General features: G+C 63.2%; 15 protein-coding genes, 1 tRNA gene and 1 other RNA gene. 7 read left to right on the top strand and 10 right to left on the bottom strand.

All coding sequences use genetic code 11. The features are described from left to right. Nucleotides 1–489: 489 nt before the first annotated feature. Both ACVOLQ_RS21105 and ACVOLQ_RS21100 read right to left on the bottom strand, forming a co-directional pair. Complete coding sequence (locus tag ACVOLQ_RS21105; protein ID WP_343229765.1) at nt 490–1,635, bottom strand: tyrosine-type recombinase/integrase; 1,146 nt, start codon at nt 1,633–1,635, stop codon at nt 490–492. A gap of 645 nt (nt 1,636–2,280) precedes the next feature. After that, a complete protein-coding gene (locus ACVOLQ_RS21100) occupies nt 2,281–2,949 on the bottom strand; it encodes an acetyltransferase (RefSeq protein ID WP_481529203.1) in 669 nt (222 codons plus the stop codon). A gap of 113 nt (nt 2,950–3,062) precedes the next feature. On the opposite strand from ACVOLQ_RS21100, the gene ACVOLQ_RS21095 reads away from it, so the two are divergent. Together ACVOLQ_RS21095 and ACVOLQ_RS21090 are read left to right on the top strand one after the other, a co-directional pair. Beyond that, nucleotides 3,063–5,414 (top strand): GH92 family glycosyl hydrolase, encoded by a 2,352-nt coding sequence (locus tag ACVOLQ_RS21095; protein ID WP_481529202.1) that lies wholly within the window; start codon nt 3,063–3,065, stop codon nt 5,412–5,414. 190 nt (nt 5,415–5,604) lie between these two features. Further along, a complete protein-coding gene (locus ACVOLQ_RS21090; protein WP_481529201.1) occupies nt 5,605–6,057 on the top strand; it encodes a GNAT family N-acetyltransferase in 453 nt (150 codons plus the stop codon). Nucleotides 6,058–6,065: 8 nt separating this feature from the next. On the opposite strand, the gene ACVOLQ_RS21085 is transcribed toward ACVOLQ_RS21090, so the two are convergent. Further along, entirely contained in the window at nt 6,066–6,383 is a 318-nt protein-coding gene (locus tag ACVOLQ_RS21085) for a DMT family transporter (protein WP_313494574.1), read from the bottom strand. Nucleotides 6,384–6,694: 311 nt separating this feature from the next. Here ACVOLQ_RS21085 and ffs point away from each other — a divergent pair. After that, an RNA gene (ffs, locus tag ACVOLQ_RS21080) (signal recognition particle sRNA small type) lies at nt 6,695–6,791 on the top strand. 372 nt (nt 6,792–7,163) lie between these two features. On the opposite strand, the gene ACVOLQ_RS21075 is transcribed toward ffs, so the two are convergent. Next, nucleotides 7,164–7,928 carry an MBL fold metallo-hydrolase gene (locus tag ACVOLQ_RS21075; protein WP_481529200.1) on the bottom strand — a complete coding sequence of 255 codons (765 nt, stop codon included), beginning with the start codon at nt 7,926–7,928 and terminating at the stop codon, nt 7,164–7,166. Between the two features lies 1 nt (nt 7,929). Next, nucleotides 7,930–8,679: a 3-deoxy-D-manno-octulosonic acid kinase gene (locus tag ACVOLQ_RS21070; RefSeq protein WP_481529199.1), complete on the bottom strand. Its 750-nt coding sequence runs from the start codon at nt 8,677–8,679 to the stop codon at nt 7,930–7,932. A 20-nt stretch (nt 8,680–8,699) separates the two neighbouring features. Between ACVOLQ_RS21070 and ACVOLQ_RS21065 the strand changes: the two genes are divergently transcribed. Then, nucleotides 8,700–9,746, top strand: coding sequence for a glycosyltransferase family 9 protein (locus tag ACVOLQ_RS21065; protein WP_313173811.1), 1,047 nt, complete (start codon nt 8,700–8,702; stop codon nt 9,744–9,746). 138 nt (nt 9,747–9,884) lie between these two features. On the opposite strand, the gene ACVOLQ_RS21060 is transcribed toward ACVOLQ_RS21065, so the two are convergent. Together ACVOLQ_RS21060 and ACVOLQ_RS21055 are read right to left on the bottom strand one after the other, a co-directional pair. After that, nucleotides 9,885–10,283, bottom strand: a complete 399-nt coding sequence (locus tag ACVOLQ_RS21060) for a DUF6165 family protein (protein WP_481529198.1) — start codon at nt 10,281–10,283, stop codon at nt 9,885–9,887. Between the two features lie 122 nt (nt 10,284–10,405). Next, nucleotides 10,406–10,496 (bottom strand) — tRNA-Ser (locus tag ACVOLQ_RS21055). A gap of 203 nt (nt 10,497–10,699) precedes the next feature. On the opposite strand from ACVOLQ_RS21055, the gene ACVOLQ_RS21050 reads away from it, so the two are divergent. After that, nucleotides 10,700–11,404: a PP2C family protein-serine/threonine phosphatase gene (locus ACVOLQ_RS21050; protein WP_481529197.1), complete on the top strand. Its 705-nt coding sequence runs from the start codon at nt 10,700–10,702 to the stop codon at nt 11,402–11,404. Nucleotides 11,405–11,442: 38 nt separating this feature from the next. Here ACVOLQ_RS21050 and dnaQ read toward each other — a convergent pair whose 3' ends face one another. From dnaQ to ACVOLQ_RS21035, 3 genes are read right to left on the bottom strand one after another with little or no spacing between them, the layout of a single operon-like run. Then, nucleotides 11,443–12,171 carry a DNA polymerase III subunit epsilon gene (gene dnaQ / locus ACVOLQ_RS21045; protein ID WP_313173808.1) on the bottom strand — a complete coding sequence of 243 codons (729 nt, stop codon included), beginning with the start codon at nt 12,169–12,171 and terminating at the stop codon, nt 11,443–11,445. Nucleotides 12,172–12,179: 8 nt separating this feature from the next. Continuing rightward, complete coding sequence (gene rnhA, locus ACVOLQ_RS21040; protein ID WP_296247856.1) at nt 12,180–12,632, bottom strand: ribonuclease HI; 453 nt, start codon at nt 12,630–12,632, stop codon at nt 12,180–12,182. Between the two features lie 15 nt (nt 12,633–12,647). Continuing rightward, the gene (locus ACVOLQ_RS21035; RefSeq protein WP_481529196.1) at nt 12,648–13,301 is read right to left on the bottom strand and encodes a class I SAM-dependent methyltransferase; all 654 of its coding nucleotides are present in this window, start codon (nt 13,299–13,301) and stop codon (nt 12,648–12,650) included. An 11-nt stretch (nt 13,302–13,312) separates the two neighbouring features. Between ACVOLQ_RS21035 and gloB the strand changes: the two genes are divergently transcribed. Then, nucleotides 13,313–14,077, top strand: coding sequence for a hydroxyacylglutathione hydrolase (gene gloB, locus ACVOLQ_RS21030; RefSeq protein ID WP_313173806.1), 765 nt, complete (start codon nt 13,313–13,315; stop codon nt 14,075–14,077). Further along, nucleotides 14,074–15,291 (top strand): lytic transglycosylase domain-containing protein, encoded by a 1,218-nt coding sequence (locus tag ACVOLQ_RS21025; RefSeq protein WP_481529195.1) that lies wholly within the window; start codon nt 14,074–14,076, stop codon nt 15,289–15,291. Before gloB ends, ACVOLQ_RS21025 begins: the two co-directional genes overlap by 4 nt. Nucleotides 15,292–15,745: the final 454 nt, after the last annotated feature.

Here is a 15,745-nt window from a genome sequence, read left to right as displayed (position 1 = left end):
CAACATACCCCCGGCGGAAGCGGAGGCGGCGTACTACGCCGGCAACACGGGTCACGCCATCGCGGCGTGACTCAAACGAAATGGCCTCCGGAGAAGCCGGGGCGATTCAATCAATAGAAACAAGGCCATCGCGCGTCAACCCAGACTCCAAACCTCCCCCGCCCAATTGGCGCAGGGCTATCGGAGGATTCTCAAGGAGCTCACGCAACTGAGCGGTATCGAGCCGCAAATACCGGATCCTAGACTGATTGCCGTCAGGCGCGGGCTTTGTGACTGACTGCTGGGGCCCTAGGAGCTGGTATCCAGGAGGAAATGGATCGATGGAAACCATACTGGCCTGAAAGCCCTGCGGGACCTTGACGTAGAACCTGTCGTATCCGGCATCAACGAGCCTGTGAATGAACTCAATAGGATTGTTCCCGTCAAGCACGGTGGTTAACGGCCAAACTCGAATGGCGTGCGATTCAGACGTCATGTATCGAGACAATCCTATTTAGGCTTCTTCGCAGGAGGGTAAACGAAGTCGGCCCAAGCCTGCATCATCGGACGACGTTGTTCCAAGAGATCTGTGCGGTGGTAGGCAGCCTCCACCTTGTCTTTCACCGTATGTGCCAACGCTCGCTCTGCGAGGTCACGTGCGTACCCCTGCTCGCTACACCAATCACGGAAGCTTGATCTGAACCCATGGGCAGTCGCAACACGCCCTGGCGTAGCGCTCGATGCGCCCACCCTTCTTAACAACGCAGTGAGCGTCATATCCGACAAGATTGAGCGGGCCTGCACCGAGGGGAAGATAAGCTCATCGTGATGACCCTCTAGGCGCTTGAGCAGATCGACCGACTGTTCTGACAACGGAATTCGGTGAGGCTGCTTGGCCTTCATGCGACCAGCAGGAATCGTCCACAGCTTCGCGCCAAGGTTCACCTCCGCCCAAGTCATCCCGCGCACCTCACCGGAACGGCTTGCATTCAAGATAAGAAACAGCAAGGCATTCCGCGTGACATCGAATTCACCAGCTCCAGCAAGCTCCGATTTCACGAACGATGGAAGCTTCGCCCAAGGCATTGCGGGCTGATGCTCCTGGCGGACTGACTTTCCTGGCTGTAGAGGAAGCAGGTGTGTAACCACATCGACAGGATTGGCCTGATTGAATCCGTGCGCCCAACCCCAAGCCATAACCGCGTGCAAACGCTGCCTCACCCTGCTCGCTGTCTCAGCCTTTTCCAACCAGATTGGGCGCAACACGTCAGCTATATGTCGCGGCTGCAACTGATCGATAGGAAGGAAGCCAACCACCGGGAAGGCATACGCGACCAACGTATTAATCCATTGTTGTGCATGCTTGGGATTCTTCCACCCAGGCTTCAACTCTCCATGGAGTTGCTCCGCCGCCTCCTGGAAGGTTGGTGTTTTCGGCTTGGCGCGGTCAGTCGCCTTGGCCTCTAACGGATCTTGCCCTGCAGCGATCTGTACCCGCATTTCCCGAGCCAACTTTCCCGCCAAAGCGATGCTGACTTCCGGATAGGTACCTAGCCCAGCATTGCGCCTCTTGCCGGTAACAGGACTTACAAACCTCAGCACCCACTTCCCTTTGCCCTTCTGCGAGGCCGATGGGAAAAGGGTCAGGCCGGTCACTCCGCCGTGCGGAACGGCCAGACCGCCCGGGGCTAGGCTACGAGCCTTAACATCCGTTATCAAAGCCATGCATCACCTCTAGCCGTTTGTTTCCAGCATGCCACTCAGTATGCCATCTTTTGTTTGCTCTCTTTGGACACCATTGTGCCAGACCGGTACGAATTCTAGCCTAAGCCACTGAAAATAAGGCCAAAACAGGATGCAACTTGAGATCGCCTGCGCCTCATTAGGCATCCAAAAGGCAGACCCTCTCTCCGCCAGATAAAAAGAAAAGGCCGCCCATCGGGTGGCCTTTTCTTTTTATCTGGGGGAAAGCATGGGCGATGAGAGCCCCAACGGGTTCGACCGCCGGCGCAGCCGGTGGGACGGCGCAGCCGCCCGAAGGGTGAAGGTGCGAAGCACCGAATCCCCCCTCTCTCCGCCAGATTACGCCCCCCCTTTAGTAATCGGGGTTTTTGCGTTCTATGCCGGCCACTGATCGGCACCGGACATCAAGCACGCTAGTTGCAAGCAAGGCCCATATCAGAAGAGCTGTTCGATGTCGGTCGCCGCAGGCAAGCAGCAAATCTCAGATTGATTTGCCGGAATCCGAAGGACCCCGGCCCTTTCACCGCCCAAGCAACAGCAGTCCGTCAATGTACCGGCCTATTTGTTGGATGGAGGCTGCGCGTTGGCAGCAGACGCACTCAAACCACCTCGATACTCAAGATGAATCAGCGGATAGGGTCTGCCCTGATCATCAAATGGCGACCGCCCCGTGCGCTTGAATCCCAGCTTTTTGTAGAAGCCAATCGCCTGGGCATTCTGCTCATTTACGTCAGTGGTCATCCTCGGGTGAAGGTCCAGACCGTGACGCACCAGAGCGGCACCAATTCCAGTACCCCGGCGGGCCGGATCCACGAACAGCGCCTGCATATGTCCGTTCTCAATGAGCATGAAGGCGAGCGGGTAGTCGCATGCATCCACCGCAAGCAGGAGCGCCGCTTGAGGGAGAAAACCGCACACCATCTCGTCGATGGCAAGACGATCTTGCGGCGTCAGGAAATCATGCGTGGCGTCAACCGCATTCCGCCATATTTCAACGACACGCTCACCGTCTTCAGGCCGGGATTCTCTGATTCCTATCATTGCAATGACTCCCCCAACTTGGAGTTTGTATACAGCTACCCACGAAGAGGTTTGCTTGCGACAGTTGATATTGATTAAAGAAAGCCGGCAGGAGGAGCGCTGTGGCGAGCATTCGATGTCGACGTCACAAATTTCCTCGCATGCCCCGCCGCGATGGTCGCCGTCAGGACCAGCACCAAGGAACATCCAACCAAAATTGCAGCGGCAAAGGCGGACCACTACCGGGCGGGACGAGCACATGCCAGAGCCTACACCGGCATGCTAGTTTTGCCATATTAGACCGATCCAAAAGGTGCGGGATGAAGCAGTTTGGTGCGACCCTGTTAGTGCTTGCAGCAACCGTGGCAACCTCCTCGTTGGCAGCGACTTCGGCACAGGCGGCCTCGCCCGCCGCCAACGAAGCCGCCTATTCCGCCGTGAACCCCTTCATCGGTACCGGCGGCGAGGGCCATACCTATCCGGGTGCGACCGTCCCTTACGGCATGGTCCAGCTGTCGCCCGACACGCGCATCCAGTCGCGCAAGAACGGTTATGGCTGGGCGGCGGGGTACCGCTATGACGACAACACCATCGTCGGCTTCTCGCATACGCACTTCTCTGGCACCGGGCATTCGGATCTGGGTGATCTGCTGCTGATGCCCACGACTGGTGAGTTGAAGCTGGAGCGCGGCGATCCGGATCAACCACTGAGCGGCTATACCTCCCGCTTCAGTCACGCCAGCGAAACCGCGCAGCCGGGCTATTACGCGGTGACGCTGGACGACTACAAGGTGCGTGCCGAGCTGACCGCCAGCGCACGCGTCGGCATGCACCGCTACAGCTTCCCAGCCGGCAAACCTGCGCATGTTGTACTGGACCTGCGTACCAGCATGTATGACTACCCAGGCAAGATCCTGTGGTCGCGCTTGCGGATGCGGGCCGATGGCACGATTACCGGTTTCCGCGAGACGCGTGGTTGGGCACCGGGCCGGCAGCTGTATTTCGCGATGCGTTTCTCGCAGCCGCTCAGCGGCCATCAGCTGCACGACACCGAGCAGGATGTTGCCTACAAGGGCTTCCCGCCGCCGGGCGAGAAGGACCCGACACAGCGCGCGCAGATCGAAGGCCGGCAGTTGGTTGCTGCCTTTGATGTGGTGCCGGACGCCGACAAGCCTTTGTTGGTGAAGGTGGCGATCTCGCCGGTCAGCGAGGAAGGCGCGATTGCCAACCTCGATGCGGAAGCGCCGGGCTGGGATTTCGACGGCATGCGCGCTGCCGCCAAGCAGCAGTGGAGCGAAGCGTTGGGCGCGGTCGAAGCCCTGGGCAGCGCGGATGAACGCACGCGTTTCTACACCGCGCTGTATCACACCCTGCTTGGGCCAACCTTGTTCATGGACAGCGATGGCCGTTATCGCGGGCCGGACAACGCGGTGCATCAGGCCAAGGGCTGGACGAACTATTCGACGTTCTCGCTGTGGGACACCTATCGCGCCTTGCATCCGCTGGCCACGCTGGTGCAGCCACCACAACGCACCAATGACTTCGTCAATTCGCTGTTGGCCTCACGCCGCGAAAGTCCTTACGGCGTGCTGCCAGTGTGGTCGTTCCACGGCCTGGAAACCTGGTGCATGATCGGCTACCACGCGGTGCCGGTGATCGCCGATGCCTATATGAAGGGCATCCGTGGCTACGACACCGAGGAGGCGCTGCAGGCCATGGTCGCCAGCGCCAACTACGGCCCGTACGACGGCATCGCGCAGTACCGCGAGCTCGGCTATGTGCCGATCGATGAGGAAGGCGAAGCGGCCAGCAAGACACTGGAATATGCCTATGACGACTGGACCATCGCCCAGGTGGCCAAGGACATGGGCAAGACCGAGGTAGCGCGCGAATTCAACAAGCGTGCTGCGAACTGGAAGCATGCGTTCGACCCGGGCACCGGCTTCATGCGCGCGCGCAAGCGCGATGGCAGCTTCCGCGAGCCGTTTGATCCCAGCGCCAGCGGTTACGGCACGGATTTCACTGAAGGCAATGCCTGGCAGTACTCGTGGTATGTGCCGCAGGATGTCGCCGGCTTGGCGGCGGCACATGGCGGCAGCGACAAGCTGCTGCAGCGTCTGGATGATGTGTTTGAAGCCAAGGTTGATCCGTCGATCTTCGCGCACATGGAAGACATCACCGGCCTGATTGGCTGGTACGCGCATGGCAACGAACCCAGCCACCATGTTGCCTACCTGTATGCACATGCCGGGCAGCCGTGGCGCACGCAGGCGCGCTTGAAGCAGATCATGGACACGCAGTACGCGGCGCGCACGGATGGTCTGGCGGGGAACGATGATCTTGGGCAGATGTCGGCCTGGTATGTGTTTACCGCATTGGGTTTCTATCCGGTTACGCCAGGTAGCAACCAGTACATCATCGGGCGACCGTTCCTGCCGCAGGCAACCTTGAATCTGCCGGATGGGAAGCGCTTCAGGATCGTGGCTGACAGGCTGGATGCTGCGCACACGTATGTTGGTTCGGTGAGCCTCAATGGCAAGCCGCTGGATCGGGCTTATGTGACGCACCAGGAGATTGTTGCTGGTGGGGAGCTGCGTTTTACGATGCAGGCTGAGCCGAACAAGTCCTGGGCTGCTGATGCTGCGAAGCTGCCTTATTCGATGTCGCATTGATTGGGATGGGGACTTTGGGCGTGCAGTGTTCGACTGTCGGTTGAAAGCACGCTTCGCGCTCCCCTCTCCCCAACCCCTCTCCCGCAAGGGGAGAGGGGCTTAGACCACAGCTGAAGCTAAAACCAAACCCGCCCCCTCCCCGCTCCAACTTCCACAGAAAGAGCGGACGGAAGCTGCTAGATTGCAGCGCATGCCGATCCGCCCCTATCAACCTGCTGATGCCGACGCCTGCCTGTCGCTGTTCGACAGCAATGTACCCAAGTACTTCACGCTAGCCGAACGCGCAGACTTCGAGCAGTTTCTACAGCGCGATACGCAGGGTTGCGACTATCAGCTGATCGAGCACGACGATCGTGTTGTCGCCTGCGGCGGCTTGGCGATACGGGCCGATGGCGTCGCCGTTTTCTGCTGGGGTATGGTCGAGCGCAGCCTGCATCGGCAGGGTTTCGGCAGGCAATTGAGTCATGCGCGTTTACAGCAGGCCAGACAGAACCCGGACGCGAAGCGCGTGGAGCTCAGTACCAGTCAGCACACGCAGGACTTCTATGCGCGACTCGGATTCACCGTGACCCGGGTCGTGGCGGATGGCCACGGCCCGGGTCTGGATGCGGTCGAGATGGTGTTGGTGCTGGGCGAAGACTGAAGCCGTTATCAGCTGCTGGACAGCTTCATCAGCACCAGTCCGCTGACGATCAGCACCGCCGCGCCGATACGCATCGCGCTGATCTGCTCGCCCAGGAAGATGATGCCGATGATGAACGCGCCCACCGCGCCGATACCGGTCCAGATCGTATAGGCCGTGCCCAGCGGCAAGGTACGCATGGCCAAGGCCAGCAACCAGAAGCTGGCGATCATGCCGATGATGGTGACGATGCTGGGAACCAGCTTGGTGAAACCGTGGGATTGCTTCATTGCCAGCGCCCAGACGATTTCCAGCACACCAGCAACCACGAGATAGATCCAAGCCATACAGCCTCCTAGAGAAGCCAGGCCGTCCTGGGTGAAGTCCCGTGATGGGCGGAGGTCGTCCTCCGTTGGGCGGGCATTCTATCCAAGCCGGGCGTCTGGGGCCGCAAACCGGCGGCGGCGGGTTACACGGGGTTCAAGCCGGAACGCTGGTCGGCTGGTGCATGCATACGTTACAATCGCCGCACACGATCGGGACCTGCTCCAGTTTGTGTCCGGTCCATGAAGCATCGGCGGCTGATGATCGCATCGCCCCAGCCTCTCGTATCGTGAATGGCCGCGCCTAGCGCGGCCAAACCGTCTCTATGGTGGCCCCGTCGGCCCCTCGCGACGCTAGGTCGAAAATCCCGCCAGGGCCGGAAGGCAGCAACGGTATCGATCGACGCGGGCGCCGAGGTCAGCCGGCGGGGTCGCCACCTTTTTGGGCCTTGGAAAATTGCGCGGCTGCTGAAGCGGCGGCTCTTGCTTGTGCGCGTTGTAGCCCGGGTAAGCGCAGCGCACCCGGGGCTTTGGCCGTGCAAGACTTCTGCCAGGCGATCGACTGATTGCCGGCCACGAATTGGCCTTTTATTGGTTACGAGTTAACCGGCATGCTTCCCGGGTGCGCTGCGCTTACCCGGGCTACGTTGCCTCGGAGGGTTCGGATGGGGCTGACAGAGGCTGGCTTCGGCCTTGCCCTCACCCCAACCCCTCTCCCGCATACGGGAGAGGGGCTTAGTGATCATTGCTTGGAGTTACTGGGGCCTACGTGCGCCCAAGCGCGGTGGAGCCGAAGCACGACGCTCAGCCCTCGAACGGCTCCGCACGCGGCGCCGTCGGCTCGGCCAACACAGCGCACTCACCCGGCATCGCCACGCGGTGGCCACGGGCACGCAGGGCTTCGCCATCGGCCGCGCTGGCGTAGTGGTAGAGCATCATCCGCGCCTGGGTGGCGGCGTCGTATTCGCGCTCCAGGTCGTCCACGCCGGTATGCGAGGGATTGCCGTGCAGGCCGCAATCATGGGCAATCAGCTCGTTGTCATCGGCAAAACGCGCCAGCATTTCCGGGATCGGGCGGGTGTCGCCGCTCCATACCAGCGCACCCTGCAGGCGCAGGCCGTAGGCGGTTTCCGGCCAGTGGTGGCGCACCGGGAACACTTCCAGGCGCACGCCCTCATGCCAGAATGCCTCGCCCACCACGATCAGCTGGAAGGCATCCCAGAAGTTGGCGCCGCCTTCGGCCAGCACGTTCGGGTAGTCCCCTACCCGCTTGTGCAGCAACGGTACCAGCGGCGCCGGCACGTACAGTCGCACCTTGCCGCGCCGTTGCGGGTTGAAGAAGGCATCGACGAACAAGCGCTCGAAACCCGCCACATGATCCAGATGGATATGGGTAACGAACACCGCATCCGGCATGCCGCGGTAGTGGTTGCGGTAGGCAGTCAGCCCCTCGCCACCGCAATCGATGGTCAGCCACGGCGCGCCGCCGTGCTCGATCACCGACATCGGCGAACCCAGTTCCACCGCCGACGCATTGCCGACGCCCAGAAAACGCAAGGCCCAACTCATCTCACACGCCCCGGTTCCAGGCCAGATCATAGGCGCGGCGCAGCCGCGCGTAGTCCTGCTCGACGTCCTCTCGGCTGCGCGCACCGCGCAGCTTCAACAAGGAGCGCAGCAGGCGCTTGAGGTTGCGCTCGCGCCAGCGGGTGGCAGGAATGCGCAGCACGCCGCGATCGAAATCGATCAGCCAGCCGCGGCCAGCGTCATCGAACAGAATGTTGTGGGCGTTCAGATCGGCATGATCCAGGCCGGCACGATGGAAGCGCGCGATCATCCGCCCAGCCTCTTCCCACGGCGCTCCGCGCCCGGTGAGCTGGGCATGGTCAGCCAGCGAACGCACGTCCTCCAGCCGCTCCATCAGGATTGCCGCCGTGTAACGCAGGCCTTGGCGCATGTAGAACGCGGCATAGGGGCGCGGCACCGGCAGCTTCTGTGCGATCAACTCACGCATCAACCGGAATTCGGCAAAGCTCCGCGTCCGGTTGGCACCGCGCCACAGGTAGCTGGCCCGGCTGAACCTGGCGGCGACACCGCCGCGCAGGTACTGGCGCAGCACGCTGCGACCGAACGGCGCATCGATGAACCATGCACCGCCGCGCCCGCCATCGCCCACTGGATGGGCCTTGCTGCCCCACTGCGCAGGCGCGAACAAGCCCGGATCGGCTTGCCGCAGGCGTTCGCGGTCGAACAGAATGGCGCCATAGCCGCGACCATCGCGGCAGGGCGTCAGCGCTTCAGTGGCGTCAAATGCGACCATCAATACGAGTCTAACAACACATGCCTGCATCGTCCTCCCCGTTGTGCCTCTTACGCCTCTCGGCACTGGGCGATGTAACCCATGTGGTCCCGCTGGTACGCACGCTGCAGCGGGGCTTCCCGGGCAAACCCCTGCATTGGGTGATCGACAAGGCCGGCCACAAGCTGCTCGATGGTTTGCCCGGTGTGCACTTCCATATCTACGACAAGCGCAGCGGATTGGCAGGAATGCGTGCGCTGCGTCGCGAATTTCCGCCCGGTCGCTTCGAAGCCCTGCTGCAGATGCAGGTCGCCGCGCGCGCCAATCTGCTGTCGGCCTTCATCCCGGCCAAGCGCCGTATCGGCTACGACAAGTCACGCTCCAAGGATCTGCACGGTCTTTTCATCAATGAGCGCATCCCCGACCGCCCCGGCATCCATGTACTCGATGCCATCGGCAGCTTCTGCGAGCCGCTGGGCCTGAAGCAGACCGAAGTCAGCTGGGACCTGGCCACACCGCCGGAGGCGCATGAGTGGGCACGGGCGCAATGGGACGAGGATGGCCGCCCGGTGCTGATGATCTCGCCCTGCTCCAGCCACCAGCGCCGCAACTGGTACCCCGAGCGCCACGCCGCCCTGGCCGACCACGCTGCCAGCCAGGGCTGGCGGGTGGTGCTGTGTGGCGGCCGCAGCGACCTGGAGCGCAGCACCAGCGACGCCATCCTCGCCGCGATGAAGCACCCGGCGCTGGACCTGGTCGGCAAGGACACGCTCAAACAGCTGCCGGCACTGCTGGCCCGCGCCTCGCTGTTGGTCACCCCGGACTCGGGGCCGATGCATATCGCCAATGCCGTCGGCACCAAGGTGCTGGGCCTGCATGCGGCCAGCAACCCGGCCCGCAGCGGCCCGTATTCCGACCGCCGCTATTGCGTGGACCGTTATGACGATGCCGCCCGTCGCTATCTCGACAAGCCGGCCAGCGCGCTGAAATGGGGCACCAAGATCGAGTTCGACGAGGTGATGTCGTTGATCACGGTGGAAGATGCGATTGCCGCATTCGAGCGCTATCGCGCGGATCATCCGAACTGAGAGGCTGCGGCGCGGCCTGCAATGTGGGAGCCGCATAAGCCGCGAAGCTCGGAACGCATGACAGGCTCCTAAAGCCAACCCCTCCCCAACCCTCCCCTGCTGCGCAAGGGAGGGAGCAAAGCGGCAGCGCTGCGGCTGTCAGACGGCGCGGTAGTCCTGATAGGACTTCTCTTCCACGTAGCTGGAACCCAGCGCCAGGTTGATGGCCTTCTTGATGCGCGCGCGCTCATCGTTCTGGATGTAGACGCTGCGCGCCAGCTGTACGAACGCATCGTCGAAGGCCTGCGCCTTCTCTTTCAGGCGGATGTCGTCTTCGATATCCCACAGGCGCTCATTGACCGCCTTCAGCTCGGTACGCAGCGCTGCGATGTCCTGCGCGGCAGCCGGGTGCGCGGCCCAGGTGCCGTCCAGCGCGTTCAACTCATTGCGCACATTGGCCAGCTTTGCCGCATCGCTCATGCGCTCGGACTTGATCTGCAGGATGGAGATCTTGTCCAACAGCTCACCGAAGGACACGGGGACGAGGATTTCTGACATGGGGTTTACCGGTTGGATCAGGCGCACAGTGTAGTCGCTGCTGCCGGGTATTCCGCCGCAGCCCCAGGGCACAGGCTGCACACAAAGAAAAAAGCCACCCGAAGGTGGCTTTTTTCAGTATCTGGCGGAGAGGGGGGGATTCGAACCCCCGAGGCGCTATAAACGCCTGCCTGATTTCGAGTCAGGTACATTCAACCGCTCTGCCACCTCTCCAGATGTTCCCCGGCGAACCGGGCTGCGAATAATAATAGGCATCGGCTGCGCGGACAAGCGGTTTTTAACAAAAAAACGCCATCCGCCATCCCGGCGCCGCAATCCGCCAGCCAAACGGGTGTCCGCAGGCGCTTGCCGTACACCTCCATGAACGCGATGATGCAGCGACCTTCCCTGCCGAAACACCGCCCGTCCGGGCACCCATGATCGAATTTGGACACCTCAGTCACGTCGGCCTGCGCCGCCAGCTCAACGAAGACACCTATTACGGTGACGGTGAGCTCGGCTTGTGGCTGGTGGCCGATGGCATGGGCGGCCATGCCTGCGGCGAGGTAGCCAGCGCGCTGGCGCGCGAAACCATCGTCCGCGAGGTACGCAATGGTGCCGCGCTGGCCCAGGCCATCCGTACTGCCGATGAGGAAATCATCCGCACCTCCCGTCGCCGCAACGACAGTCTGCCGATGGGCACCACCGTGGTGGCCGCGCGCGTGCAGGGCAATCGCTACGAAGTGGCCTGGGTCGGCGACAGCCGTGCCTATCTGTGGCGCGACGGCAAGCTGGGCCAGCTCAGCCAGGACCATAGTTATGTGCAGGAGCTGATCGCGCAGGGCACGCTCACCGCCGAGCAGGCGCGCGCCCATCCACATCGCAACGTGGTCACCCAGGCATTGGGCGTGACCGATCCGGCCCATCTCAACGTCGCAATTACCACCGGCGAACTGCGCCCCGGCATGCAGCTGTTGCTTTGCAGTGACGGGCTGACCGAGGAAGTGGACGATGCCGCCCTCAGCGCGGCACTGGCCCATGGCGACTGCAGCGCGCAGGAGTGCGTGGACGCCCTGGTCGCCGCCGCACTGGATGGCGGCGGCTCGGACAATGTCACCGTCGTCCTGATCCGCTGCCACTAGGGCGGCGGAACGCCACGTCAGTCAACGAGCAGCACGACTCAGGCCGATTCGCCCGCTGCCGGCGCAGGCTCGCCGTCCCACCAGGCATGCCCAGCCTTCTTGCGCAGCCGGGCCAGGCGCGCCTCATGCGCTTCCTGCTCCGAGGCAGTCACCAGTACGCGCGGCCGTGGCAGCAGTGCCGACACATCGAATGCCTGCACCACGCCACCGGCATTGGTCGATTCGGCTTCGGGTTGGCCAAAACCAATTTCTTCCTGGCCCGAGGTCAACGCGATATAGACGTCGGCCAGGATCTGCGCATCGAGCAAGCCGCCATGCAGGGTGCGGTGGGCGTTATCCACGCCCAGGCGCCGGCACAGCGCGTCCAGCGAGTTGCGCTGCCCGGGGAAACGCTCGCGCGCCATCGCCAAGGTATCGGTCACCGTCACCCGGCTGGCCAGGCGGCCCTTGCCGGCCAGGCTCATCTCGTTCTCGAGGAAGCCCATATCGAACGAGGCGTTGTGGATGATCAGCTCGGCGCCATCCACGTAGGCGAGGAATTCATCCACCACCTCCTCGAAGCGCGGCTTGTCGGCGAGGAAATCCAGCGACAGGCCGGTAACTTCCGCGGCGCCCGCTTCAAAATCGCAATCCGGCTTCAGGTAACGGTGGAAGTTGTTGCCGCTGGGCCGCCGCTCGAGCAGTTCCACGCAGCCGATTTCGACCACCCGGTTGCCCTTCTTCCATTCCAGGCCGGTGGTTTCGGTATCAAGGACGATCTGGCGCATCAGCTACCTCAGTTGCTCGCGGCGCCAGCGCGCACGCGGATTGCAGCATCGCGGGCCAACTGGTCCACGCGTTCGTTGTCCGGATCACCGGAATGGCCTTTGACCCAGCGCCAGTCGATCTGATGGCGCTGGGTCGCCTCGTGCAGGCGCTCCCACAGGTCGCGGTTCTTGACCGGGTCACCGCCGGCGGTCTTCCAGTTGCGCCGCACCCAGCCCGACATCCACTCGGTGATGCCCTGGCGTACGTACTGCGAATCGGTGAACAAGGTGATGTTGCAGGGCTCGCTGAGCGTCTCCAGGCCCATGATCGCGGCCATCAACTCCATCCGGTTGTTGGTGGTGTGGGCTTCGCCACCGGCCAGCTCGCGCTCGTGGCCCTTGTAGCGCAACAACGCGCCCCATCCGCCGGGGCCGGGATTGCCGAGGCAGGCGCCATCGGTATGTACTTCAATTGACTTCATAGTGTTCCGTTGAATTCAGGTCGCCACCGGGCCGCGCCAACTGACGCGACTGGCCTTGATCGGGCCGATGAAGGCCGCGGTGCGTTTTTCAGCTTCCAGCACGCACAAGGCGCGCAGGGCCGGCAGAGCCGTGCCCGGGGTATTGCCCGACTGCGTCCACAGCGGGCCATAGTGCCGCAACGAGCGACATCGTATGCCTTGCCGCTGCAATAGTGTCCTGCAACGCGCCACCGAGGGCGGCCGCGCACCCTGCCATTGCCAATGCGCGCGGTAGGGACTGCAGCGGTTGAGCAGGGTCACCCAGACCCGCCCGCCGGGCATCAGCACCCGCGCACATTCGGACAGCAAGGGCTCCAGCTCCTCGGCCGCCGGGTGCTCGATGACGATGGCCTTGATCGACTCGCTGGGCAGCGGCAGCGGCAGGCTGCAGCGCAGATCGCCTGCCCAGCCGGGCGCTTGCGGGTCGCGGTGCAGGTGCAGGCCACGGCCCTGCGGGGAGGGGGCTGGCCGCCAGAAGGCGTTTGGCGCCATCCACAGCCATGGCGGCGAGGGAAATCCGCGCATCTGTTCAGACAGCAGCCGCTGCTCCCATTCCCGCATCGCCTGCGCCCCGGCTTTCTCAAACCAGGGCGAGACTGCAGCTTGACGGGGGGACTTGGCGGCAGGCATTTTCCAATTCTATGCGACTGATCGCCCTGCCCGCATTTCAGGACAACTACATCTGGGCGCTGCAAACGCCTGATGACCGCACGATTTTCGTTGACCCCGGCCAGGCCGGCCCGGTTTTCGAAGCCGCTGCACAAGGCATGCAGCCTGCGGGTGTCCTGCTCACCCATCACCACGACGATCACATCGGCGGGGTAGCGGAATTGCGCCAGCGCTGGCCGCGGCTGCGGGTATTGGCACCGCAAGATGAACGCATCGCCTTGGAATGTGAACGAGTCAGCGAAGGCAACCGGGTAGAATTGTCGGGCTTCGACTTCACCGTGATGGAAGTTCCCGGTCACACCCGAAGCCATATTGCCTACTACGGCCACGACCATTTGTTCAGTGGCGACATGTTGTTCAGCTTGGGCTGTGGACGCATGTTCGAAGGTACGCCGGCCCAGATGTTGGCCTCGCTCCGGCGAATGGCCGCCCTGCCCCCTCAGACACTGGTCTGCTGCGGGCACGAATACACGCTGGCCAATGCCGTGTTTGCGCGGCATGTCGACCCCACCAACGCGGCATTGCAGCGCCGCCAACAGGAAGCCTCGGACATGCGCAGCAGTTCCCGTCCTACCGTTCCCGCCGTCCTGGCCAGTGAACTGGAATGCAATCCGTTCCTGCGGACTGCCGATACCGCGATCGTCGCAGCGATCGCCGCGCGGCTTGGCCGCGCGCCCACCGACGAGGTGGAAGTCTTCGCCGAATTGCGGCGGTGGAAAGACGGTTTTCGCGCATGAGGCGGCTTTGTCTGCCGTTGGCGCTGGGGATGTTGTTGGGCACGGGCAGCGGCACGCTGGCCGCCCAAGGCCTCCCGATCAGCGCCGGCATGACCCAGAACGTCGCCGCACTGACTGCATTGCCGCTGGACCCGGCGTCGCTGCCGGCCCCGACCACCCGTAACGGCCGCGAGATCTTCGCCAACTTCCGCGAGGGCCTGGCCGCCCCGCAGTGTGATGCCGAAGCCACCAGCCCACGCTGGCGCAAGCAGTTCTCGCACGCCCCGGCACGGCTGGGCAATGTCGAGGACGATGCGCTGCCGCTGTTCGGCTACGTCGTCGACGAACTGCGCAGCGCCGGCCTGCCGACCGAATTCGCGCTGATCCCCTTCGTTGAAAGCGGCTACCGCCCCGGCGCCCGCAACGCCAGCGGCCCGGCCGGGCTGTGGCAGTTCATCGCCACCACCGCCCGCAACCACCGCGTGCCGATGGAAAAGGGCTATGACGGCCGCCTGTCGGCCGTGGATTCCACTCGCGCCGCGGTGCGTTACCTGAAGACCCTGCACGGCATGTTTGCCGGTGACTGGCAGCTGGCGGTGATGGCATACAACGCCGGCGAATACCGCATCCTGCAGTCGCTGCGCCGCGGCGGCATGAACGCACAGAACGCCACGGCCTCCGAGCTGCCTGGCCTGTCGCCGATCACCTACGCCTACGTCGAAAAGCTGCATGCCCTGGCCTGCGTGCTGGAACAGTCCGAGAACGACCCTGACCTGATGGCTGCCTTGGACCGTCAGGTGCCCATCCTCAAGGGCCACACCCTGCCGGCCAATACCACGTTGGCGGCCTGGTCGACGCAGAACGCACTGGACCCGGCACGCATAGCCCGACTCAACCCGGCGCTGACCAGTTCACGCTCCGGCACCCGGGTGCTGGCACCGGCTGCAGCCATCGGCAGCATCGAGAGCGACAACCGCGAGAGCGTGCTGGTCGCCACCCGCGATGCGCCACCAGCAGCACCCTCCTCGGTCGCCAGCAGCCGCCCAACAGCAGCATCACGGACCGTCGCCTCGGCCGGTAATGGCCGCCGCCACACCGTACGCAGCGGCGAGTCGGCCTGGACCATCGCCCGTCGCTATGGCATTTCGGTCAAGACCCTGCTGTCGTCCAACAACCTGGATGCCAGCGCCGTACTGAAGCCCGGCATGGTGCTGCGTTACGACGAAGTGCGCTGAGCCAGCGCTCCCGCATGAGAACAAACGCAGAAGCCCGGCCAATGGCCGGGCTTCTGCTTGATGTAGTGCCGAGCCATGCTCGGCAGGGGCATTACCAGCAATCCTCCCTGCTTTTGCAGGAGCGGCATAAGCCGCGAAGCCAATAGCGATGAGGCCACCGGCATCCGCGAGCAACCTGATGGATTGTCAGCTTCGCGGCTTACGCCGCTCCCACAGAATCCAGAGCAGAAGCCCGGCCAATGACCGGGCTTCTGCGTTGAGGTAGTGCCGAGCCATGCTCGGCAGGGGCATTACCAGCAATCCTCCCTGCTTTTGCAGGAGCGGCATAAGCCGCGAAACCAGAAGCAATGAAACCACCGGCATCCCCGCAATCTGATGGATCACCAGCTTCGCGGCTTACGCCGCTCCTACAGAATCCAGAGCAGAAGCCCGGCCTATGGCCGGGCTCCTGCGT

The sequence above is a fragment of the Stenotrophomonas sp. STEN031 genome (genome assembly GCF_056759975.1).
This window is presented reverse-complemented; position numbering and strand designations above follow the sequence as displayed.